Genomic DNA, 24,050 nt, shown 5'->3' with positions numbered 1-24,050 from the left:
ATTAGGGCAACCAACTCCGGATGACGACACTAGGAGAGATATTCCCTCTTCTCGCTCGGGTATAGTTCCTCGGTTCGATTATCAGAAACTCAGCCTATTATGAAATACTCTTTTGTTTTTTTTCTACTGCTTGCGGTATTGGGTTCATCCTGTGCCGTATTAAAAGAGAAGCCCACCGCAGCAGAACAGCATATTCATCCGCAGGAAGATACGGCTAAGAAGGCCGCGCAAGAACTGATCCGGAGGGTGGTGGGCAAATACGCCGGCAACTTTGAGGTGGAGTTCATCCCACAGGAGGAAGGCAAGGATGTGTTTGAGGTGGAGAGCAGGAACGGGAAGGTTGTACTGCGCGGGAACAACGGCGTGTCCATTGCCAGTGCCCTCAACCATTACCTGAAGTACTATACCCACAGCAGCATCACCTGGAACGGCAGCAACCTGAACCTTTCCAGCCCTCTACCGGTGGTTCCGCAGAAAGTACGCACCGTGAGCCCCTATAAATACCGCTACTATCTCAACTATTGCACCTTCAGCTACACCATGCCCTGGTGGGACTGGGAGCGTTGGCAGCAGGAGATTGACTGGATGGCCATGAACGGCATCAACATGCCACTGGCGCTTACCGGGCAGAACGCCATCTACCGCAGGGTGTACCAGAGCATGGGCCTCACCGACAAAGACCTGGAGAGTTTCTTCAGCGGCCCCGCCTATTTCGCGTGGTTCTGGATGGGGAACCTGGATGCCTGGGGAGGCCCCCTTCCAGTCTCCTGGATGGACAGCCACGAGGCGCTGCAGAAGCAGATTCTGGAGAGGGAAAGAGGGCTGGGCATGACGCCCATCTTGCCCGCGTTCACCGGCCACGTGCCCCCGGCGCTTAAAAATAAGTTTCCTGATGCGAAGCTGAAGAAGACCAAATGGGATGAAATGGCCGATGATGTGTATTTGATGGATCCTGATGACCCTATGTTCATGGAGATTGGGAAGAAGTTCATTGAGGAGCAGACGAAAGCCTACGGGACTGACCACCTTTATTCTTCAGATACCTTCAATGAGAACCGTCCGCCTTCCAATGACTCCACTTTCCTGAGTAATGTGAGTAAGAAAGTGTACCAGTCCATGGCCGCCGCAGACCCAGAGGCGGTCTGGATCATGCAGGGCTGGCTGTTCCATTTCTCGGCAGATTTCTGGAAACCAGCCCAAATACAAGCCATGCTCAACGCCGTGCCAGATGATAAGATGATCATTCTGGACTTGTATAGTGAGCGTCACCCCATGTGGCAGAAAACCGAAGCCTACTACGGCAAGCCCTGGATCTGGAACATGCTGCACAACTTCGGCGGCAACGTGAGCATGTACGGTCTAATGGACAGAGTAGCCACCTGGCCCTCACAAACGCTGCGAAACCCAGAAAAAGGGAAACTCACCGGAATTGGGCTTACGCCCGAAGGCATTGAAAACAACCCTGTGATGTACGAGCTCATGATGGAGAACGCCTGGCGCGATACCCCAATTGAGCTTACCTCTTGGCTCAAAGACTACACCAAACGCCGGTATGGCAAAGAAAACGCCCACGCCAACCAGGCTTGGCAAATATTGAGGCGCACCGTGTACGCTGACAGCATTACCGCAGGGGGGCCAGAATCTATTGTGACCGGCAGGCCAACATTCAACAGAAACACAAAACGCGTCATCACAAAATTTGCTTATGAACCTCTGGCGTTGGTGCCCGCCTGGGAGAGCCTTATAACCGCTTCAGATGAATTAAAGAGCAGCCAAGGCTTTCAATATGACCTGGTAGACGTTACGCGCCAGGTACTGGGTAATTACGCCACCCAACTTCAGGAGCAATTTGCGAGAGACTACAAGAACAAAGATTTGCCTGCTTTCAAAAAGCATAGCACCGAGTTCATTGCCTTGATAGGAGACATGGATAAGTTGCTGGCTACGCAGGAAGGTTTGCTGTTAGGCAGGTGGTTGCATTCGGCAAAGGATTGGGGCACCACCCCGGCAGAGAAAAAGCTCTATGAGAAGAATGCCCGCAACCTCATCACGCTCTGGGGCGACAAAAACAGCAACCTCATGGACTATGCTAACCGCCAGTGGGCCGGATTGTTGAACGGTTTCTACAAACCACGCTGGCAGCAGTATTTTGCCCATGTGGCTGGCCAAATGGAGAAAGGCCAAGATATGAACCAACGCGCCTTTGACGAGAAGATAAAAACCTGGGAGTGGCAGTGGGTCAACAGCAATGAGCCTTATCCTACAAAACCAGCGGGTAATTCTGTTACCATTGCCAAGGAGATGTTCCAAAAGTACCACAAAAAGATAAAGAACGGTTATCTGTAGCAAGGGCAGGGTTGAATGTCCTTTTGGGAGCTAAGGCAGCGGGGAGTATCAAGGGTAGAGGGATAGGCCACGTAAAGATCAAATCCCCCAGAGCAATACCTTTGCCCTGGGGAGATTTGATCTTTACGCCTCTTTCTTGTCTGAATGCTATTCCTAGCCTTAACTTACCTTATGCAATCTGCTGGTGGTTTCCGGCGAGACTGGAGACTCGCGCCAGTACTTTCTAACCGGCTGCTTCCGCGATGTCGCCAGTTCCAAAGACCTCGTAGCGTCTTTAAACCTGCGAGCGTCTGCGCCAATGCCGTTTCCGCCTTGTTTTCCGCAAAACAGCCCTAAAACGCTGGGGCGAAGGGAGGATGTCTGCCCCCGCAGAGAAAACCAACCGTAGAAATCAACGAGTGCCCGAGAAAAGGCAGTGCCGGGTCTCTACCGAAATCTGATTTACCCAGATAACTTCTCCCTGATGGGAAATCAACAGCGCCCCTGCCGTTTTTGCCCTGTTTTTCGGAAAACAGCCCCAAAACGTATCCCAGGAGCTGGGGGAGTCTCCTGCGGAAGTCAGATTACCCTGCCGCAAGTTCGCAAATGCCCTGCACACGTATCATTCTTTTAGGAGAATGGAAGGAAGGCAGAATGTACCCTCAAACCGAAGACTACATCAGATGCACTATTCCCAACCTAAGCATCTGCCATAGGTTGCTCTCTGCGTGAGATGCCACTTGTTTTCCTTGTCTTAAAAAGGACTGATTTTATAAGAGTAGCTATACTTCTGGAAAGGCAATAAGTAAGGAGGCAGAGCCAGATCACGCCAGGAATTTATCCCGGCCACGCCCATCTGTTTGTAGTCAATATTGAGCTGAGTCTCCTTACGCGGCTTTAACTCCCCAGAGTGGCGTTGGTCTTTGGCGTCACCGTCGTCTAGGTCACCGTCAAAGAAGTGGAGCGCGCTCATGCTCAGAAGTTGGTCTGACTGCACCTGAATCCCCCGGCCTGAGCCGTTCGTGATTCTGAACCACCTAATGTCGGTTTTGTTGCCCGTTTCCTGCGGTCGCACGTAGGGGTGAAACTGTTGCCCTACCGATTGATGATAAATACCCACATGAGCGCTGTAATTTCTATCCTGGTAATTTTCGTGGGGGCCGCGGCCATAGTATTCCAACGCCTCAAACCCCTGCGGTAAAACGAGCTTCATGCCAAACTTAGGCAATAATTCGGCTTTGCTGTTGGGGCTAGGCTGCAGTTCTTGTTTCACGAGCAATTCTCCGGCGGCATTCACAGAATATACCACTTGTAAGATGGCGGGCACCTCTTGCAGATGGTAGGAAGCTGATACCGTTGCCACGTCTTTTTCTACTTTGGCCAAGAAAGTAGGGGTGCCGGGGTTCTCGGTTACCTTTTTCCAGCTCTTGTGCTTCAGGTGCGCCTGGGCGCCCATGTCATTATCGGTGGGGGCGCGCCAGAAGTTGGGCCGAAGGGCGTGGCCTTCCTGCAGTAAGTCCAAGTCGCCCATTTGGTATTGTTCCAGAAATCCAGTCTTTTTGTTGAAGCGAAGGCTAACGGCAGGGGAGGTAACGCTGTAGGTGTGGGCGGTCTCTTTAACCGTCAGTTTGCCGTTTCCGGCAAGGAAAAGGGGGTTCTTGAAGCTTCCGGAAACGGCTACTTGTTCTTCTGCCACCACCTGGTTGGCGGGCAGTAAAGGCGTTGCGTTTTTCTGCACATAGGTAAGGTTCAGGAAAACCTCCCCCTCGGCCGGAATGGTCAGGGGCAAGGCTAAGGAAGTTGTTTTGTGCGCTGCCACCTCAATGGTTTCAACCTCGCCTTTCTGGATTGATTCACCATTGCTCACCAGTTCCCAGGCAAGTTTTACGTCAGATAAATCCGTGAAGAACCGCTCGTTGAAGATGTTGATGGCGTTGTTGCCTTTCCAGGAGGTGTGAATGTCTTGGTACACCTTCTTCATTTCCCAGGCGTGCGGGTTGGGCGTTTTGTTCGCGTAGAAAATACCGTTGTTCAGGAAATTATTGTCGCTGGGCACGTTCTTGGGGCCAAAGTCTCCGCCGTAGGCATAGATGGTATCTCCTTTGGGGGTAACATGCCGTAACGCCTGATCCATGAAATCCCAGATAAACCCACCCTGGAAAGCGTGGGGGTTGTTTCTGATGATGTCCCAGTAGTCTTTGAAGTTCCCCAAAGAATTGCCCATGGCGTGGGCATACTCGCACAGGATAAAGGGCCTGGAAGGATTTTTATGGTTCTTGGCGTAATTAATCATGTTTTGGGGGGTACCGTACATGGGGGCAATAATGTCTGAGTTCCACTGCGCCGCAAAGTTGCCGTTATTCAGAATGGCCTGCTCGTATTGCACCGGCCTGGTTTTGTCGCGTTCCTTCAGCCACAGGTAGCATTCATAAAAGTTGTAGCCATTGCCTGCCTCGTTGCCCAGGCTCCAGGTAATGACCGAGGTGATGTTCTTGTCCCGCTCATACATGCGCTGCACCCGCTGCAGGTGCGCGTCTTTCCAGGAAGGCACGTTGGCCAGGGTTCTGGTGATGTCATAGCCTATGCCGTGCGACTCTATATTGGCCTCGTCCACCACGTAAAGCCCGTACTCATCGCAGAGTTGGTACCAGTACTCGTCATTGGGGTAATGGGCGGTTCGCACGGCGTTGATGTTGTACTGCTTCATCAATTTGATGTCTTGCAGCATCTGCTCTTTGGAAACGGTCTGGCCCGTCACCGCGTCGGCTTCATGGCGGTTCACCCCCTTGATCAGGATGGGCTGGCCGTTGACCAGAAATTTCCCGTTCTGAATCTCCACTTTTCTAAAGCCAATCCTTTGCGGGATCACCTCCTGAATTCGGCCTTTCTTGTCCAGCAGTTTGATGGTCACGTGGTACAACGCGGGGCTTTCCGCGGACCATAACTTGGGCCTGGTCACCGGAAGGGCTATTTCCTGAGTGGCACCGGTCTTAAAATCAACTTTGCCTTCGGCGATGAGGGACGGGCCTTCGGTCACTTGCACCAGCGCGGTAAGTTTGGCGGGAGCGGGTTTGTTCAACTTGATTTTAGTATGCAGAACGGCATTCTCAAACTTGCCGTCCAGTTCTGGGGTGAGCTGGAAGTCAGCGATGTGCACGGGGTTGCGGGCCAGCAGGTAACAGTCTCGGGTGATGCCGCTCACACGCCAGTAATCCTGCCCTTCCAGATAGGTGCCGTCGCTCCAGCGCATCACCTTGAGGGCAAGCACGTTTTTGCCGGTTTTCAGGAAAGGGCCCACGTTGAACTCAGAGGGCAGTTTGCTGTCTTCGCCGTAGCCCACGTATTGGCCGTTCACCCACACCTGCACGTTAGACTTGACGGCCCCCAGGTGCAAGATGATTTCTTTGCCTTTCCAGCGCCCGTCTATCACTACTTCTTTGCGGTAAAGGCCGGTAGGGTTCACCTCCATGGGCACCACGGGCGGATTGGGCTTCATCTTGTCCTGGAACTCGTAGCCCACGTTCACATAGATGGGGTAGCCGTACCCGTTCACTTCCCAGGTTGCCGGTACTTTGATAGAGTTCCAGCTTTGGTCATTGAACGAACCCCCCTGGAAGTTCTCCGGCAACTCGGCAGGTTTCTCGGCCCACTTGAATTTCCAGTCGCCGTTGAGGCTTTGGTAGTTGCCTGATTTCTGCCAGTCGTTCTGGTGGGCCAGGGCTTCGTTCTCATAAACGTAGTAGGAAGCCCGCATGGGGAGGCGGTTTTCCTCGCTTACCTTTTCGTTCAGCCACATGGGCTGTTGGGCGCGCGACGCGGAAGAAATGCCTGCCAGAAGCAGCAAAAGTAGAAAGACTCTCATGTTAAGATTTTTTGTTCCGCAGCAAGGCTTCCAGGAAGTAATAATCAGCGTAGACCAGGGGAACGTCTATTTCTACCCCGTGCGGCATGCTGCCCACTGAATGCTTTAACAGAAAATTGTTGTTGGTGCCGGGTTTGGCTAAATAGGCTTCGCTGGAAAGGGACGTTAAAATATGCTGCGCCGCCCGGCGGTACTTGCCCCCTTTTGAACCCAAATGCTGGCTTAGTTCTACCAGGGCAGAACTCACCACGGCCGCCGCCGAGGCATCTCTGGGAATGTAGGACAGTTTGGCGGCATCATACTTCCACTTAGGCGTGAAGCCCGGCTGGTTTACGTTGAAATCCCAGTAAGGGACTTTGTCATCCGGCAGGTTTTTGTTGTCCAGGTAGTAATCGGCCATTTTCCGGGCGGCTTGCAGGTACTTGTTGTCTTTGGTTTCGCGGTACATCACGGTGAACCCGTAAATGGCCCAGCCTTGGCCCCGGGCCCAGGTAGAGTTGTCGGCGAAGCCCTGGTTGGTTTCCTGGTGCAGCACTTTGCCTGTGGCGGCGTCATAGTTGACCACGTGGTAGGAGCTGTAATCTGGCCGGAAATGGTTTTTGAGGGTGTTGTCTGCGTGCTGAAGGGCAATATTCCGGTAAACGGGGTCGCCGGTTTCCTTGGAGGCGAAAAAGAGCAGTTCCAGGTTAATCATGTTGTCAATGATGACCGGGTACTTGAACATGGTTTTGCCGTCCCAGGATAATTTCTGATCCCAGGACTTGATGCAGCCTACCGTAGGGTTGAAACGGGTAATAAGGGTTTTGGCGGACTGCAGCAGGACGTCTCTGTATTTGGGGTCACCGGTTAACCTATAGCCATTGCCATAGCTGCAATACATCATGAAGCCAATGTCATGGTGGGTATTGTTGAACTGGTTTTTTTCCAAAGATTCTGTCCAGCGCTTTGCGGCTTCCAGCCATTGGGGGTCTTTGGTGTATTCGTACAGGTACCAAAGGGAGCCCGGCCAGAACCCACCTGTCCAGTCATGGATGTCGGTGTATTTGAGGGAGCCGTTGGGGGCCGAGGTGCGGGGGTATTTGGTAAGGTCTTTTGACACCCGCAACATGTTCTGGTAATGCTGCTGGGCAGAGTCAAAGACGTGCCCAGTAGCCTTTTCTAGTTTCCCTTTGTCTTTGGAAAGGAAAGCCGTATAGAAAAAGAGGATAAAGGTTAAAATCGCGATTTTCATAAGCATTGATTAGTCTTAAATTCTATAACTTACCTTTGGAGGAAGGGAGGAGCAAGAGGAACCAATTGGGGAATAGCTACTTACATCCTGTCCTTCTGTTAGAATGCTCTAATGCATTTTCCTGACCTCACACCCTCCTGCTGGTGGTTCCCGGCGAGTCTGGAGACTCGCTTCATCCCCAGTCACGAGACTTCAGTCTCGCGCCAGTACTTTCTGTCTGCCCCCCTTCCGCGATGCCGCCTGCTCCCAAGACCTCGTAGTGTGCGCAGTTCCTACGAGTGTCTACACTAATGCCGTTTCCGGCCTGTTTCCCCTAAAACAGCCGCGAAACGCTGGGGCGAAGGGAGGATGTCTGCCCCCGCAGAAAGAGCCAACCGCAGAAAGCAATGCGTGCCCAAGACAAGGCAGTGCCTGGTCTCTACGTTTCGGTTTCTGCGTTTCTAGCCTATTTTCCGCAAAACAGCCCCCAAACGCATTAGTGGGGCTGGGGGGAGGCCTCTCTGCTTTCCTTGGCTTGTCCCCCTGGCAAGCTTAAACGTTTTTCTTCCGGCCTGGCGGGGGACAGGCCGGGGAAGCATTTTAAACGTTTTAGGCCTTTTTTCAGCAAAATAGCCTTAAAACGCGTCCTATCCAAAGGTGCCTGTGGCAGGTTTGCACGAGAACGACACACCCATTCTTCTTACTTATAGGAGAATGGGAGTAGTTCTGTTTTAGGGCTGTATTTCATGAAACAGCCCTAAAACAGAACAGGGTGTTTACTTGGTGATGGCGGCCCTGGTATCTGTGCCTGTAATCAAGAACCGGCCTTTCTGCTTGATGCTCTCAGAAGAGGAGCCTACCATTACTGCGAATTCACCGGGTTCCACTACATGCTTCATCTCTCGGTTCCACAACTTAAGGTCGTCTGGCACCAGGGTGAACGATACTTTTTTGCTTTCGCCAGGCTTTAAATGTATGCGTTCAAAGCCCCTCAGGTTCTTCTCATAAGTGGTCACTGAGCTCAGCACATCCCTGGTGTACAACTGAACCACCTCGTCGCCGGCAACACTGCCCGTGTTGGTGACCGTTAAGGAGATGGTGATGTTACCGGTAGCGGTTTGTTTGTCTGGGGTTATTTGCAGGGGAAAATACTCAAATTTGGTGTAGCTTAAGCCATGGCCAAACGGGTACAGAAGCCCTTTGGCTTTCGCCTGTTCCCCTTCGTCTGTCTGCGCGTTCGGCTTGGTAGGGAAGTTGAAGGGAAGCTGCCCTACCGACCGTGGAAAGGTTAAGGTCAGTTTTCCGCCGGGATTGTAGTCGCCAAAGAGCACATCGGCTACGGCTATCCCGCCTTTTACCCCTGGGTAACCGGCATAGATGATGCCGTCTACGTTTTTGTCAATCCAGTTAATGGTCATGGGTTGCGCTCCTATCAAAACGACTACCACCGGTTTGCCGGTTTGCTTTACGGCTTTCACCAACGCTAACTGGTGGCCCGGCAGGTCAAGGCTAATGCGGCTCTTGTTTTCCCCGGCGGTTCTGGTATTGCCGCCCAGCACCACAACCGCCAGGTCAGCGCGCGAAGCAGCGGCTACCGCCTCATCAATCAGCTTCTGCTCTTCAGGGTTAGGAGCCTCAGGTAGCAGTTCGCTTTCGGGCCATCTTTTGTCTACCAGTTCGCTTCCTTTGCTATGGATCACTTTGTCTACCCCTACTTTGCTCTGGATGCCTTCTAAAACGCTCACGCTCTTAGAAGCCAGTGGGCCGTAGTGCGTATGGGCGTAGTCCACATTGGTGGCGTTGGGGCCAATGACGGCTACTGTGCCTTTGTTTTTAGCCAAGGGAAGAACGTTGTTTTTGTTTTTAAGCAAAACAATGCTTTCCCTGGACGCCTGCAGGGCTATTGCCTGGTGGGCAGAATTATTGACTAATTTCTCGGTTGCTTTCGCATTGCTGATGTAGGGGGTGTCAAAAAGGCCTACCGAGAACTTCACCCGCAGCACGTCACCCACCCGGCTGTCAATGACTTCCATTGGAATGCGGCCTTCTTTCACCAATTGTCTCACATAGATGATAATGCTGTCTGGCCGGGCGAAGGTGGTTCTCACGTTCAGGCCGGCCATAAAAGCCTGGTAAACGGCTTCTTTGAGGTTGCCTGCCACATGGTGCTTGTTGGCCAGGTACTCCAGCGCGTCGCTGTCGCTCACTACATAGCCTTTAAACCCGAAGTCGGTTCTCAGGCGGTCAGTGAGCCAGTACTTGCTTCCCGTCACCGGTATGCCGTCATAGTCATTGTAAGAGCTCATGACGCCTTTAAGGTTGGCTTCCTCAATCACTTTTCTGAAGGGGTAGAGCAATACGTCTTCCACTTCCCTGGGTGCTATTTGAGGGTCGGTTCGGGAAAGTCCTTCGCGCGCGCCTTTGTTAGCGCTATACACGGCGAAATGTTTTGCCGTAGCGGCCACCTGGTTGTTTTCCTGCAGGCCCAGGGTCATAGCCACACCCAACCGGGCGGTCAGGTAAGGATCTTCTCCATAGACTTCCTCCAGACGGCCCCAGCGTTGGTCGCGGGCCACGTCCAGAATGGGGGCGTAGACGTTGGTGTACCCTAAGGCACGGGCTTCCTGGCCGGTAATGCGGCCCATCTGCTGCACCAGCCCCTTGTTCCAGGTCATGCCCATGTTCAGCTGGGTGGGAAAGCCGGTGGCCTCATACGCCTCAATGCCCCTAATGCCCTCATTGGTGAAATCAACCGGAATGCCCAGCCTGGTTTCCTCAATGAAGAAACGCTGGGTCGCATTCATGCCCTCTACGTGCTGCTTTATATCTGTGGAGTATTTTGACTTGTCTATGTTGCCCCACTGGATAAATCCGTTCAGGTGCTCATCAATGTTGGCAATGCCGTCTTTCCAGATCTCATTTTTCCACTGCGGGGTAGGAACTGGGTCTTTCAAGATGCGCTGCCACCCGTACAGCGTAGCCATCTGGCAAGATTTTTCCTCCAGATTCATCTGACTTAGCAAATCTTTCACCCGTGCATCAACCGCTTGGGTTGGGTCTTCGTAGATGTCCTTCTTGCCGTTTTTGTTCAGGTCAATCCACCCTTTGCGGTAGATGTTCTTCTTAGGCGGAGCGGGTTTGGGCTGGAAAGAGGAGACCAGAACCAAAACGCACAGTAAAGCCAGGGAATTTACTTTAGTCATGATGGGCTATCTTATATAAGGAGTGGTTAGTGTCAAAACTTCTCAAAGAACGAAGGAGGAGGAAAACGAGGTGCTAGAGTCCTTCACTGGTGGCGTGTCATGTTAAAGATAAGAGCATGTTTACATTTCATCTTTGTGCGGCAAACAACCCTAAAAAGAACCTGCGTTCGTCTTTCTCTTGCCCCGTAGCACTGCTACGCGGCTCAAAAAACGCTTCCGCAGAACCTTTCTCTGACTAGTTGAGCCAGCAAACCTGAAATTTAAACAAGCTCTAAGGTAACCTAAGGGTTGTGCAGAATTAAAGTAAGAAGCAATCCATTCAGCCGCGCTGACAGTTTTGGTTGGTTTTCAGTGTAAAAGCGGCCTATCTGCTTGCGTAAATGCAATTATAATAAACTTTTCATCATCATAATAGAGATAGGGTCTTAAATCTTAGTGTTCGAGCACAAATTGGTAAAAAGCGGGAGTGTTCGAGCACATTTTAGTGATTTTAGTTGCTTTCAATTGGAATAGAATCTATTTTTAGATCGGAAATATATAATTGATTGCTTGTAGGGCAGGCGCTTAGGAAGAAGTAAGTTTCAATCTCTTCTCTATGTCAGGCTTGCGGGGTATGCTATCCTGTGCTGGCCTTAAGCCGTTATAAGAGTAGGCGATTGTCTTGGCAAGGTAAAGGCATGACGGGAGCTAGCTTCGCTTGGGGCACAGAGTGTAAACGAAAGGGATGGGGCTAGAAATAGTGGGTTATGCTCTTTTGTAGGATGCCTGCAAGAGTCTGTGCTTAAAAGTGATTGAGGTGCCTTTTGGTGCCTAAGAGCTTGTTTGGCTCTTAGCTTCGTAAGCTCAACTGGCAAAAGTAAGGTTTGCGGCAATGGTTTTTGCACTTCGTAGCAGCGCTGGGAAGACATGAAAGCGCGAACGCAGGTTCTTGCTAGGGCCGTTTGCAGCGCAAAAGCCAAAGTTTAAACAAGCTTTTAGATGCGGTAATTAATTCTAGGAACTTATACAGTGATGCAGATAAAACCAACCTTATTGGTACTGGCGGCGGGCATGGCCAGTAGGTATGGGAGCCTTAAGCAAATAGACGCTTTTGGGCCCAATGGAGAAACTATCATTGACTATTCCATTTATGACGCCATACGGGCTGGGTTCGGGAAAGTAGTCTTTGTGATCCGGAAGTCTATTGAAAACGAATTCAAGGCCATTATGCTGAATAAGTTCAGCGGGCAGATTGAAGTGGACTATGTTCTGCAGGAACTGGATAAACTGCCGGCAGGGCTGCAGGCGCCTGCTGATAGGGTAAAGCCTTGGGGAACCGCGCACGCCATCTGGGTAGCCGGGGCTAAAATAAAAGAACCGTTCGCCGTCATTAACGGCGATGATTTTTATGGCTTCCGTTCGTTTAAGGCCATCTGTGATTTTCTTACCCATAACCAGGCCCAGGAGATTGGTTTGGTAGGGTACCGGTTGGCCAACACCTTGTCAGAGCATGGGGCCGTCTCCAGAGGCATCTGTGCTATTGATGCTAACGGCTATCTGCGGAGCGTAACAGAGCAAACCCACATTGCTACAACAGGCCGCGGAATTGTGGCCCAAGGCCAGGATGAGGAGGTGCGCCTTACCGGGGAAGAGGTGGTTTCCATGAATTTGATGGGGTTCCCGCCTACGGTGTTCCCGTATTTTGAGGAACATCTCACCGGCTTCATCCGGCAACAAGCTGAACAGCCAGATCCTAAAGCCGAATTCTTTTTGCCGGGAGTGGTAGATGCCCTGGTCAAAGCGGGGCGCGCTCAGGTGAAAGTGCTTTCCTCTCCTGAAAAATGGTTTGGGGTTACTTATCCGGCAGATAAGCCGTTGGCCGTCAAAACCCTGCGCAGCTTGATTGAGGCAGGTGTTTACCCAGAAAATTTGTGGAAAAAGAACTTACAGGAGGCTTAAAGACGATGATGGAAGTAGAAAAGGCCAAGGCCAGCTTAAATAAGATCCTCTCTAAGTTTGCTACCCGTGGAGAAATAGGGAACGTCACGCCTTTCGGGACTGGGCACATCCATGACACCTATCATGTGCAGAACCTGCCCCCCGGAGACCCTCATTATATACTGCAGCGCATAAACCACCATGTGTTCAAGAATATTCCCGCTCTCATGGAGAATATACAAGTGGTGACCGCGCATCTGCGCGCGAAGTTGCAGCAAGACCCGCAAGCCAATCCAGCGCAAGAAGTACTGACCTTGGTGCCCACGCAGGAACGGGAGTGGTACTACAAAGACAGCGATGGCTCCTACTGGCGGGTGTATTATTTTATACCAGATACCGTGAGCTATGACGTGGTAGAATCGCAGGCTTTGGCCTACCAGGGCGGAAAGGCTTTTGGGCGGTTTCAGGCCTTGTTGGCTGACTTGCCCGTGAGCCAGCTCCATGATACTATCCCAGATTTCCATAATGTGGTGAACCGCTTGCGGCTGTTTAGGGAAGTGCTGCAAAAAGATCCTGTAGAACGGGCGTCAGGCGTAGAGGCTGAAATTGCTTTTGTTGAAGAGCGTGCCGTGGCCATGAGCACCATTTATCACCTGGGACAGGCCGGAAAACTACCGCTGCGCATTACCCACAATGACACCAAGTTTAACAACGTATTGCTTAACAAGTCTAATAAAGCCCAGTGCGTGGTAGATTTGGACACGGTCATGCCTGGCTTTGTGGCCTATGACTTTGGCGATGCCATTCGCACGACCATTAACAAAGCGCCGGAAGACGAGGCTGATGTAGGGAAGATCCGGGTAGATATGGACTTGTTCAGAGGCTTTACGGAGGGCTTTTTAGAGGAAACCGCCCATGCCCTTACCCCCAACGAAATTGAGTCTCTGGCGCACGGCGTATTGCTGTTGCCTTTCCTGATGGGCTTGCGGTTCCTCACCGATTACCTGGACGGCGACCACTACTATAAAATCCATTTCCCTGAACATAATCTGCAGCGGGCCCGGGCTCAATTTCAGTTAGTCCGAAAGCTGGAAGAACAATTTGGGGTACTGCAAGGGATTATTCTGGAAGTAGCCCAGAAGAATGAGTTGGTGACCAGAGACAGCCGTAACTAGCCTCTTATGCAAAAGATAGCAGTGCCGTACATAGCCACCCTACATGAGGATAGTGCCATTCACCAGGTTTCTGACGCATTGAATGCCCTGGACAAAATCTCCATCAGCGTTACTCCCTGGCATGAGTTTAAAGATAAGCCCTCTGTGAAATTCGCCGTGGCCCATAACCACGATTGCCTTTTTATTAAATTCTATGTGCTGGAAAAATCAGTGAGGGCGGTATACCGCCGGGACACTGACCCGGTGTACAAAGACAGTTGCGTAGAGTTTTTCATCTCCTTTAACCAAGACAAGTCATATTACAACCTGGAATTTAATTGTTTGGGCACCTGTACCATTGGGTACGGCTCCAATAGGGAGGGGCGGGTGACTTTGCCAGAAGAAGTAACCAAAAAGATTAAGCGGTTTGCCTCCCTAAGGGTAGTGCAAACGCCAGGGAGGGAGCCCGAAGTGAAATGGGAGTTAACGCTCATTATTCCCATATCCACCTTCTGCTTTAATAGTTTTAACACCTTGAAAGAGCAATGGTGCCGGGTGAATTTCTATAAATGCGGTGATGATTTGCCTACTCCGCATTACCTAAGCTGGAGTTACATTGAGGCAGAGGAACCCAACTTTCATCTGCCAGAATTCTTCGGGGAATTGCAACTGCTGTAGAAGCGGCTTTACAACCTGGGCTGACTGTACTGAAGAGGTCTGGGCTTTCTCCACCTGGGGGCTGGCCCGTTGGTGAAATCCGCAGCAAACCTGCTAGCCTGGCTCACCGCCTGTTTTAGGCCTGTTTTTGTTAAATCTGGCCCAAAACAAAGGTGGTAATGGCGAAGGATGAAGTAGTGGCGACCGGTGTGGCAAGGCTGCAAACGGGAGAAAGCCAGTTTGATAAAAGAAAATGTATTTTTCGCATTGATATTGAATAGCGGCATGATTGGAAACATTTCGTCTTATAAGTCTGAACGACAGAGGCCAGCAGGTGTCTCAATACTGGTGCTGTTAGCCTTATGGCTGGCGGTGCATGCGCAGGGCGTGGCCCAGGTCGTAAGCGCCCCAAAAGCGAGGCAGATGCCGTCGCACCCTCGGCTTCTGTTGTTGAAGGGCGGGGAAAAGGCCATTCAAAACACCATCAAGGCAGACAAAGCCTGGAAGAAGGTGCATGAGAGCATTCTGGAAGAAAGTGCTGCAATGATTGGGAAGAAGCCGCTTCGGCGGGAATTGACGGGTATCCGGCTGCTTTCCGTCTCGCGCGAAGGCATAAAAAGGATTTTATTTCTCTCTTACGCTTACCGCCTGACCCAAGAAGAGAAATACCTGAAAAGAGCAGAAACAGAGCTTCTGGCCCTAGCCAACTTCCCGGATTGGAATCCGGGTCACTTTCTGGATGTAGCGGAGATGACCCTGGCCGTTGCCATTGGGTATGACTGGCTGCACCATCACCTTTCGCCCCAAACCAAAGCGTCTGTGAAGAACGCCCTGCTCACCAAAGGGCTGGAGCCTTCCCTAAAGCCAGGAAACAACTCTTGGTTGCAACGCAGCAGCAACTGGAACCAGGTGTGCAACGCCGGCATGGTGTTCGGGGCTTTGGCGGTATATGAAGACCAGCCAGACCTGGCTGAAAAGATTATCCAACGGGCAGTAAAATCGCTTCCTTTGGCCATGCAGAGCTATGCGCCCTCCGGGGCTTACCCAGAAGGGTACTCCTATTGGGGCTATGGCACCACCTTCAATGTGTTGCTCATAGATGCCCTGGAAAAAGCATATGGAACAGATTTCCAGCTTTCGGCTTTGCCCGGCTTCCTAAGCACCGGTGACTTTCTTCAGCACATGGTGGGCCCCACCGGCAAAAGCTTTAACTTTTCTGACGGAACAGAGAGTACCGAGTTAAGCCCGGCCATGTTTTGGCTGGCAAAACGCCAGAACAACCTGTCATTGCTGTTCACCGAGAAGCAATACCTGGAGAGTGGTGTGTCATTGACAAAGAACAGGATGCTACCCCTGGCCATGGTTTGGGGCGCCGGTGCTACCACCAGAAAAGTGCAGGAGCCCAAGGAATTCATTTGGGTGGGGCACGGTGTGATGCCCGTGGCGCTCATGCGCAGTTCCTGGACAGATAAAAACGCCATTTACGTGGGCTTTAAAGGAGGAAGCCCCTCTGCCAGCCATGCCCAGATGGATGTGGGTTCGTTTGTGATGGATGCCAACAATGAACGGTGGGCCATGGACTTGGGCATGCAGGATTATACCTCCTTGGAAGCAAAGGGAGTAGCCCTGTGGGACTATAAACAGAATGGGCAGCGGTGGAAGGTGTTGCGGCACAACAACCTTTTCCATAACACCCTTGCCGTGAACAATAGCCTACAGCAGGTGAAAGGCTTTGCCCCCATTGTCCAATACTCAGACAAGCCCTCTTTTTTAAGCGCCGTTACCAACCTGACAGAGATCTACAAAGATAGTGTCTCCTCGGCAAGCAGAGGAGTGGCCATCTTAGAGGGGAAGTATGTGGTGGTGCGGGACGAAATTGCCACCGGCCAGAAAAAAACGAAAATACGTTGGTCTATGGTGACTCCTGCGCAAGTGAAAATCCTGGCAGACGGCACGGCTGAACTTACCCAGAACGGGAAGAAGCTCACGCTAACTGCCTTCGGCCCCGCCAAGATTAACTTTAAGACATGGTCTACAGCGCCAATACAAGACTATGACGCCGCAAACCCCGGCACGGTGGTGGTTGGTTTTGAAACTGATTTGCCCCCTAGCGCCACCTCAGCCCTTACAGTGCTGCTGGTTCCTGAAAATGCTTCCATCTCAGCCGGAATAGAGCAACTTGCCCTCAAGAACTGGCCTATAAAATAAGCACGGGGCTTCTGCCAAAGCTGGTGGTATCAGATTGAATGAGTAAGTTAGGCCTGCCTTTGGAATTTTGGGCTGGCGTGGTTTGCAGAGGGGTGCAGCCTCCCGTTAAGATTGCTGCGCGAGCCCTCAAGGAAAACAGAAGAAGGCGTTTTGGGCTTGTTTTTTCATAAATAGCCTTAAAACAGACTCCGGCGGATGAGAACGCCAGTTATACTTTCAATAGCCATTATACAACATAAAACGAAAGAGCAGATGAAATTCAACCCCATGCTTCCCCTCCGGATTTTCTTTTTTATTTCCGTCTTCATCTTCCAGGCAGGTGGTGTTCTTGCGCTGCCTACGGCCAAGGTAGGGTTTGGAGAGCAAAAGACGAAAAGCAAAAAAGTCAGGTTGTTTATCATTGGGAACAGCTTCTCGCAGAACGCCTCAAAGTTCTTGCCGCAGCTGGCCAAAGAAAAAGGCCATGATCTACTCATCGGCCGGGCCGAATTGGGCGGCTGCTCCCTGCAACGGCATTGGGAGATTGTGGAAGCGTATGAGGCAAACCCCCAGGATCCCAAAGGCAGGCAGTACGCGGGCAAGTCATTGAAAATGCTGCTGTCTGAAGGCGAATGGGATGTGGTGACCATTCAGCAGAATTCCCTCAACACCACCTTTCTGGAAACCTTCCAGCCCTATGCCACCAACCTGTACAACTACATAAAAAAGCTGCAGCCAAACGCCGAGGTGATTTTACACCAAACCTGGGCCTACAGAACAGATGCCAAAGGCTTCGGGTTCGTGAACAAAACTGACCGGGCAAAAACCGAAAAAGAGATGTGGGAAAAGTCACGCGCCAATTACCACACCATAGCCCAGGAGCTGGGCGTGCGGTTGTTTCCCGTGGGCGATGCCTTCTGGCAGGTAAGTTCCAGCGGGAAATGGGCCTATAGGCCAGAAAACCTGGCCTATGACTTCGCGAAGCCTGTGAAGCCCAACTTGCCTAACCAAAAGAACTCTTTGCATGTGGGTTACCTGTGGCAAGGCAAAAACCTGAATTTCGACCCCAACCACGCCAATCAGGCGGGTGAGTATCTAGGTTCTTTGATCTGGTATTCAGTCCTGTTCAACGAATCACCTTCCTCCCTTGATTTCGTTCCCCAGGAAGTTCCTGCTGATTTTGCGAAATATTTAAGAAAGGTTGCCAAAAAGGAAGTTCAGAAAAGTAAAAATTACAGCTATAAACCGAACACAGCCGCATAGCATAGGTTGACTTGCATGTATCTCTATGCAAGAGCCTGTTCAGGGCTTTTCATTAACAAGCTTTAAAGCAGTTCCTCTGGCGCAAGCGTCCGCCTGGGCCGTCGTTTTGGGGCTACTTTTATGAAAATAGGCCAGAAACAAGGAGTTTAGGTTTATTTGTACACTGCCGCAAGGCTCGCTTGTGCCTCGTTTTTAGGCTGCTTTTATGAAAACAGGCCTAAAATCTAGCTGTTTGGGAGTTCTACTCCCGAACCTGTCTGCTGCGGAGTTCTACTCCGCCGGGAACCACAGGCAGGTGTTGCAGGAGAAGGGGAGTAGAACTCCCCGGCAGCCAGCTTCCGGAGTGGAACTCCGAAAGAGCGGTTGAAGCGTTTTGGGGCCATTTTGCGGAAAACGACCCCAAAACGCTTCAGCGAAAGCATTTCTTGTTTTTCCCTACAGGGTGAGCCTGGGAGGGGTGGGTTTACGCATGTAGCAGGATAGTTCGTCTAAAACGCATAAATCAGGTGATTCTTGCCAATTTCGCTTTCCAGTCAAAAATTCAACTCAACTCTTAGCAAAGTCCCTGTTGTTGCTTGAAAGCTTATATTCCTGCCCCTGCAAACATAAAAATAAGTGAATTGAGTGCTCGAGCACAAAAGTTTTAAGAATTTGTGTTTTCGAGCACACATTTTTTTGTTTTTATAAAATCTAAAATTTACCTTTAAATCAAATCCGGAAAATATAATATTTTATTCCAATAGACCCTGGTTTTACTAGTTTTTCACTAAGTCCTATTTTCTTCAAAGAGAACAGCAAAGATTGTAAATGTACCAGTGAGCATGCCTGAAAACTCCCCTTTGTAAGTTGGTCATTGATACATGCTTTAGTTGGTGACAAGCTGGTAAAGCCCTTAAAAGATAGGCTGGCAACAGGGCGGTGAAATTTTGGAGATTGTGTAAGGTTCAGAAAAGGAATGCTGCCCCAAACCAAGCCTTTGGTCATGTGAAAGTGAGGCAAAGAGAATCATTTAAGAAATACCCTTCGGGTATTCATGCGGTGAATACAACCAAACCAATAATAAGTTTCTGTATGAAGTATACATCTACAAACTATGACAACGCCCATGGTTGCCGGGGCACCTCATTCACCGGTCTGTCCTGCCGGGTGAAGCTACTTGAGTTTTCACTCAGGTGCATGGGCTTAGTACTACTAACCATTTGCTTGTCCTCATCTGATGCCCTGGCGCAACATGTGCTAAGGGGAACGGTATTAGATGAGCGAAATTCCCCTTTGCCGGGTGCCACGGTCATCCTGAAGGGGACTACCAATGGTTCCTCCACTGACGTGGATGGTAAATTCGTGCTGGAAGTGCCCACCCCGCAGACGGTACTGGTGATCAGTTACCTGGGGTACGAGCCTATGGAGGTAGCCGCCGGAACGGAACGCGACAGAACTTTCTCTTTGAAGCCTGACAAGGCAGCCAACATTGATGAGGTGGTAGTGGTTGGTTTCGGTACGCAGAAGAAAGAAAGCATGGTGTCATCAGTGGCGACCGTTACAGGCGAGCAGCTGCGCATGCCCAACCGAAACCTTACCAATAACCTGGCAGGACAAATAGCTGGGGTTATTGCGGTTTCGCGTAACGGGGAACCGGGCTATGATAACGCCGAGTTTTACATTAGGGGCTTGTCTACCTTTAGCGGGAGCAACGGTGCCTTGATTTTGGTTGACGGCGTTCCCAGGAACATAAGTGACATAGAGCCAGATGAGATTGAAACCCTTACCATTCTGAAAGACGCCTCTGCCACGGCCATCTATGGTGCAGAGGGTGCCAACGGCGTAGTCCTGATTACCTCCAAGCGAGGAAAGGTGCAGAAAACCAGAGTCACCTACCGTGGTGAAACAAGTATCCAGACCCCAACGCGTGTTCCCCAATACGCAAACTCTTATGATTACCTGCGGCTTTACAACGAGGCGCTGGTAAATGAGGGCGGCAGCCCAGCGTATAGCGAAGACATCCTGGAGAAATACAGATCTGGGGAAGATCCGGATCTCTACCCCAACAGCAACTGGTGGGACATTGTCATGCGTGACCATACCTGGAACACCAGGCATACCTTAAACTTTAGGGGAGGCAGTGAGCGTTTCCGTTTCTTCACTTCAGGGGCCTATTTCCAGGAGTCTGGTTATTACCAGGTAAACCCCGAGTTCAGCAAAGACGCCGGGCTGAAGCGTTATAATCTAAGAAGCAACGTTGATATTGACGTAACTAAATCAACGCTTTTGAGGGTTGACTTGGCCGGGCAGTATGTCATGACCTCTTATCCAGGGTTTAGTTCCGGTAACATCTTTGAGAGGATTTCCAGAATACCCCCGCACCTTTTCCCGGCCCGGTACTCTACCGGTGAGTTAGGCCAGCACCCCCAGTGGAACGGAAACAAAACCAGCCCTTATGTTGCGGTGGTTGAGTCTGGCTATGCCAAGGAATGGCGCAGTATGATTCAAAGCAGAATAGATTTAGAACAAAAGCTTGATTTCCTGACCAGTGGGTTGAAAATAAGGGGGGCTGTGTCTTATGATTCAGACGCACAGTTTAGAAGCACTAGGTACAGAACTCCAGATACTTTCAATGCCACCGGCAGAGACAAAGATGGAAACCTGATTCTTACCCCAATTCAAAGGGGAACAAAATTTGGGGAGCCTGGCGAAAGCAACACCGGTACCAGAAGAATCTATTTAGAGTCTGCCTTGGATTACAAAAGACAGTTTGGCCGTCATGATGTGAACGGGTTGTTGCTTTATTACCAAAAAGACAGACAAGAGCATAATCAGGCATTAGCCTTCAAGGTGCAAGGTTTTACGGGTAGGGCTATCTATGCCTATGACAACCGGTATTCAATTGAGGCGAGCTTTGGGTCTACGGGAAGTGAGAACTTTGCAGCCGGATATCGCTTCGGGTTCTTCCCCGCAGTTGGGGTAGCCTGGAATGTAGCCAATGAGGCTTTCTTCCCAGAGGCGCTGAAAGCAACCGTTCAGATGCTTAAAATCCGTGGATCCATAGGCCGCACCGGTAATGACGATGTGTTTGGGGGTGATGCGAACAGATTTCCGTACCGTCCTACCTTCGGAGACGGTGGCGCCTACAGTTTTGGAATAGGAAGCACCGGGGCCTTGAACAGCATTGTTGGGTTGAATGAAGGCCGGTTTGCTTCTCCTTTCCTTTCTTGGGAAATAGAAATGAAGCGGAACGTAGGGATAGATGTAAGCCTCTGGAACGGAAGGGTGAACCTGGTGGCCGATTACTTCAATAATCACAGAACAGACATTCTCTTAACTCGGCAGACTATTTCGGGCGTGGCCGGTTTCAGACAATCACCTTGGCTGAATTATGGGGAGGTGACCAACAAGGGTTTTGACGGCAGTATTGATCTGCGGCATGACATAGGGAATTGGTCTTTCTCTGGAAGAGGAACCTTCACCTTTGCCCGCAACAAGCAGATTGAGATGGATGAAGTGCCCAAGGCGCACGATTGGATGAATAGAACCGGTACCCGGCTAGGCGCTGTGGAAGGAATGCTCATTGCAGAACGCCTATTTGAAGAAAACGACTTTGACGTGACTACGGGTTCTAACGGTAATAAGCAATATGCTTTAAAGGAGGGTGTTGCGCAGCAACGGTTTATAGCGCAGGTAATGCCTGGCGACATAAAGTATGTTGACTTAAACAATGATGGCATCATTGATGATTTTGACAGAACCAATGACTGGTTTCATCCTTACCTGCCAGAAATAGTGTATGGCTTTGGGGCTACCGTGGGGTATAAAGGTTTCTACGGGAGCGTATTTTTCCAAGGGGTAGATAATGTTACCGTAAACCTTAATAATGCCTCCAATATGTTCATGCCTTTCCACTGGGGTCTAACGGAAAGCAACGTGCGGCAAGAGATTGTTGAATCCAGGTGGACAGCAGAGAACCCGTCACAGGATGTCTTCTTCCCCCGCCTGCATTATGCCAACATGGGGAACACCAACACCCAAAGCTCTTGGTGGCTGAGAGACGGCGCCTTCCTAAGGCTGAAGAACGTTGAAGTTGGCTATAATTTTGAAGACAACCTTCTGAAACTGGGTAAGATGCAAGCAGCCAGGGTTTACATCATGGGCCAGAACGTGGCGGTTTGGGATAAGGTGAAGATCTATGACCCAGAAATGGGAAGTAGTGGCGGCGGTACCAGGTATCCATTGCCAAGAATGTGGACGGCTGGTTTAGAGGTTACATTTTAATTGAAGTCACAATGAAAAAGATATTCACAATTATTGGCTTATTAACGTCCTTCTTGTATCTGAGTTCCTGCGAAGACTATCTTGATGTGGCAGATGAATTAGCGGAAGAACGCACCATGGAAAGTATCTTTTCCAATCCGGAAGAGGTTAGAAGATTCCATAGAAGCATCTACAATGCTATTCCAAACTCAGGAAACATGTGGTTTAACACCGCTAACGGACAAGACAATCCCTGGACCTGGATGGCAGATGAAATTGAATTTAGAAATGTGGCGGAATTTAACACCGTTCCTTATAACTCAGCCCATGCTAATTTCTCCAGGTGGGGGTTTTACCGGGAAATAAGGCAGGCGAACATGTTCCTTGAAAATGCAAGGGTAATCCCCCAGACGGGTACTTTGGTGTCTTTCCTTGATGAGGCAGAACTGAATGACCTTAAAGCCCAAGCCAGGTTTTTAAGGGCCTACTATCACTACCTGCTGTTTGAACTGTATGGGCCTATTCCCATCATGACTACTTTAGCTAATCCAGTTGATCCTAACATAGACTTCCCTAGAAACTCTGTAGATGAGGTAGTTAATTTTATCTATAATGAATTAACCGCTGTGGCGAATGAGTTAAAGGATCCTAACCTGTCTGACCAGACCCGCCTGGCCGTTCCAACCAAAGGCACCGCCTTGGCGGTGCGGGCAAAGTTAATGGTGTATGCCGCCAGCCCGCTTTTTAACGGGGGGTACACAGAGGCCTTGGCCCTTAGAAACCCAGATGGCAAGCAGTTGTTCCCGGCCCGGGATCAAAACAAATGGAACAAGGCCTTAATGGCCACGCAGGAGTTCATTGACTATGCTGAGCAAGGGCATTACAGACTGTACAAGGCCTACACCAACAATGTGTATGACCCACACAAGAGCGTTTATGAGGTGTTCCAGAAATACAATGAAGAAGTCATCTTTGCCCGCTCAGACGTAGGGGATGCCTGGGGCAACGTCTCCAACTCTGCCAAAGTAGGGATTGATGCCCGCTCGCTTCCCAGAGGCACTCTGGGCGGTACTTCTGGTACTGGTGTCATTGGTTTGGTGCAGGAGTATGTAGATGATTACTTTATGATGGATGGTTTGCCCATTGAGGAGTCTCCGTTATACAGAGAAGACGGTTTATCTACCGCCACTGAAGACCTTACAAAGCAAAACGGGGCGGGCATTTCCCGTATGTACATAAACCGTGAGCCCAGGTTCTACAACAGTGTGTTTTACAATGGCCGTAAATGGCACGTAGGCAATCAGCAAATCTGGTTCTATAAAGGCGGTAATAGTGACAAAGGCGAAAACATTGATATCCGGACGGGTTATATCAATTACAAACGCCTGAACCGGCAAGTCTATAATTCTGGCACTAGCCCCAGATCTGTTTACAGACCGGCTATTCTCTTCCGCTTAGCGGAGTTCTACCTGCTCTATGCAGAGGCCCTGAACGAAGTGAATCCCGCAGATCCCCGCGTTCTAGAGTATGTGGACAGAGTGAGAGAAAGAGGCGGCATCCCGAAGCTGGCGACCATAAAACCGCAGATGGCTGGAAACCAGGCCCTGCAACGGGAAGCCATCAGAAAGGAGAGCCGGGTTGAACTAGCCACAGAAGGGCAACGCTACTTTGATGCCAGAAGATGGATGATTGCCGAGAATAAGCCAGGCGAGGGCGGGCAAGGTGGCCTCTTCCACGGCATGAATCTAGACGCTGGCAGTGCCGGGTTCCATGTGCGCACCCCCTTGGAGAACCGGGCCTTTGAAAAGAGAATGTACTTGTACCCTATTCCGTTGATAGAGACGCAGAACAGCCGGGAAATCATTCAGAACCCGGGGTATTAAGCGCTCCGTTTACTGTCTTCTACTCCCTGCCGGGGTGGTGTCTTCCTGAAAGATACTGCCTCGGCAAAAGGAGTTTTTCAGCCACTACTCCTTCACGCGCCTACCCTTCAGGATAAAGATGTAAGTGGAGTTTCTGGCGTGGTTTGA

11 protein-coding genes are annotated in these 24,050 nt (G+C 50.6%); 8 read left to right on the top strand and 3 right to left on the bottom strand.

Annotated features, from left to right (window positions below; genetic code table 11):
* Window positions 1-99: 99 nt before the first annotated feature.
* Window positions 100-2,346, top strand: coding sequence for an alpha-N-acetylglucosaminidase (locus HHO50_RS03100; protein WP_181304549.1), 2,247 nt, complete (start codon window positions 100-102; stop codon window positions 2,344-2,346).
* 733 nt (window positions 2,347-3,079) lie between these two features.
* Here the strand turns inward: HHO50_RS03100 and HHO50_RS03095 are convergent.
* The 3 genes from HHO50_RS03095 to HHO50_RS03085 form a co-directional block, all read right to left on the bottom strand.
* The gene (locus tag HHO50_RS03095; RefSeq protein WP_181304548.1) at window positions 3,080-6,187 is read right to left on the bottom strand and encodes a glycoside hydrolase family 2 TIM barrel-domain containing protein; all 3,108 of its coding nucleotides are present in this window, start codon (window positions 6,185-6,187) and stop codon (window positions 3,080-3,082) included.
* A 1-nt stretch (window position 6,188) separates the two neighbouring features.
* The gene (locus tag HHO50_RS03090; RefSeq protein ID WP_181304547.1) at window positions 6,189-7,418 is read right to left on the bottom strand and encodes a glycoside hydrolase family 88 protein; all 1,230 of its coding nucleotides are present in this window, start codon (window positions 7,416-7,418) and stop codon (window positions 6,189-6,191) included.
* Between the two features lie 755 nt (window positions 7,419-8,173).
* Window positions 8,174-10,600, bottom strand: a complete 2,427-nt coding sequence (locus HHO50_RS03085) for a glycoside hydrolase family 3 N-terminal domain-containing protein (RefSeq protein WP_181304546.1) — start codon at window positions 10,598-10,600, stop codon at window positions 8,174-8,176.
* A gap of 1,011 nt (window positions 10,601-11,611) precedes the next feature.
* Here HHO50_RS03085 and HHO50_RS03080 point away from each other — a divergent pair.
* The 7 genes from HHO50_RS03080 to HHO50_RS03050 all read left to right on the top strand — a co-directional run bounded on the left by HHO50_RS03080 (window position 11,612) and on the right by HHO50_RS03050 (window position 23,903).
* Window positions 11,612-12,538 carry a sugar phosphate nucleotidyltransferase gene (locus HHO50_RS03080; protein WP_181304545.1) on the top strand — a complete coding sequence of 309 codons (927 nt, stop codon included), beginning with the start codon at window positions 11,612-11,614 and terminating at the stop codon, window positions 12,536-12,538.
* Window positions 12,539-12,543: 5 nt separating this feature from the next.
* Entirely contained in the window at window positions 12,544-13,692 is a 1,149-nt protein-coding gene (locus HHO50_RS03075; RefSeq protein WP_181304544.1) for a phosphotransferase enzyme family protein, read from the top strand.
* Between the two features lie 6 nt (window positions 13,693-13,698).
* A complete protein-coding gene (locus tag HHO50_RS03070) occupies window positions 13,699-14,349 on the top strand; it encodes a carbohydrate-binding family 9-like protein (RefSeq protein ID WP_181304543.1) in 651 nt (216 codons plus the stop codon).
* 264 nt (window positions 14,350-14,613) lie between these two features.
* Window positions 14,614-16,536 carry a heparinase II/III family protein gene (locus tag HHO50_RS03065; protein WP_181304542.1) on the top strand — a complete coding sequence of 641 codons (1,923 nt, stop codon included), beginning with the start codon at window positions 14,614-14,616 and terminating at the stop codon, window positions 16,534-16,536.
* Window positions 16,537-16,788: 252 nt separating this feature from the next.
* Complete coding sequence (locus tag HHO50_RS03060) at window positions 16,789-17,778, top strand: DUF4886 domain-containing protein (RefSeq protein ID WP_255478573.1); 990 nt, start codon at window positions 16,789-16,791, stop codon at window positions 17,776-17,778.
* Between the two features lie 1,071 nt (window positions 17,779-18,849).
* Window positions 18,850-22,041: a TonB-dependent receptor gene (locus HHO50_RS03055; RefSeq protein WP_181304541.1), complete on the top strand. Its 3,192-nt coding sequence runs from the start codon at window positions 18,850-18,852 to the stop codon at window positions 22,039-22,041.
* Between the two features lie 11 nt (window positions 22,042-22,052).
* Window positions 22,053-23,903, top strand: a complete 1,851-nt coding sequence (locus HHO50_RS03050; protein WP_181304540.1) for a RagB/SusD family nutrient uptake outer membrane protein — start codon at window positions 22,053-22,055, stop codon at window positions 23,901-23,903.
* Window positions 23,904-24,050: the final 147 nt, after the last annotated feature.

Source organism: Rufibacter sp. XAAS-G3-1, assembly GCF_013623775.1.
Lineage (GTDB): Bacteria > Bacteroidota > Bacteroidia > Cytophagales > Hymenobacteraceae > Nibribacter.
Note: the sequence above shows the minus strand (reverse complement) of the source record. Positions and strands in the feature narration are given on the sequence as shown.

What these genes read in the sequence shown, in the direction of transcription:
- HHO50_RS03100 (WP_181304549.1), top strand. Translation starts at nt 100, where the DNA reads ATGAAATACTCTTTTGTTTTTTTTCTACTGCTTGCGGTATTGGGTTCA.
- HHO50_RS03095 (WP_181304548.1), bottom strand. Translation starts at nt 6,187, where the DNA reads ATGAGAGTCTTTCTACTTTTGCTGCTTCTGGCAGGCATTTCTTCCGCG.
- HHO50_RS03090 (WP_181304547.1), bottom strand. Translation starts at nt 7,418, where the DNA reads ATGAAAATCGCGATTTTAACCTTTATCCTCTTTTTCTATACGGCTTTC.
- HHO50_RS03085 (WP_181304546.1), bottom strand. Translation starts at nt 10,600, where the DNA reads ATGACTAAAGTAAATTCCCTGGCTTTACTGTGCGTTTTGGTTCTGGTC.
- HHO50_RS03080 (WP_181304545.1), top strand. Translation starts at nt 11,612, where the DNA reads ATGCAGATAAAACCAACCTTATTGGTACTGGCGGCGGGCATGGCCAGT.
- HHO50_RS03075 (WP_181304544.1), top strand. Translation starts at nt 12,544, where the DNA reads ATGATGGAAGTAGAAAAGGCCAAGGCCAGCTTAAATAAGATCCTCTCT.
- HHO50_RS03070 (WP_181304543.1), top strand. Translation starts at nt 13,699, where the DNA reads ATGCAAAAGATAGCAGTGCCGTACATAGCCACCCTACATGAGGATAGT.
- HHO50_RS03065 (WP_181304542.1), top strand. Translation starts at nt 14,614, where the DNA reads ATGATTGGAAACATTTCGTCTTATAAGTCTGAACGACAGAGGCCAGCA.
- HHO50_RS03060 (WP_255478573.1), top strand. Translation starts at nt 16,789, where the DNA reads ATGAAATTCAACCCCATGCTTCCCCTCCGGATTTTCTTTTTTATTTCC.
- HHO50_RS03055 (WP_181304541.1), top strand. Translation starts at nt 18,850, where the DNA reads ATGAAGTATACATCTACAAACTATGACAACGCCCATGGTTGCCGGGGC.
- HHO50_RS03050 (WP_181304540.1), top strand. Translation starts at nt 22,053, where the DNA reads ATGAAAAAGATATTCACAATTATTGGCTTATTAACGTCCTTCTTGTAT.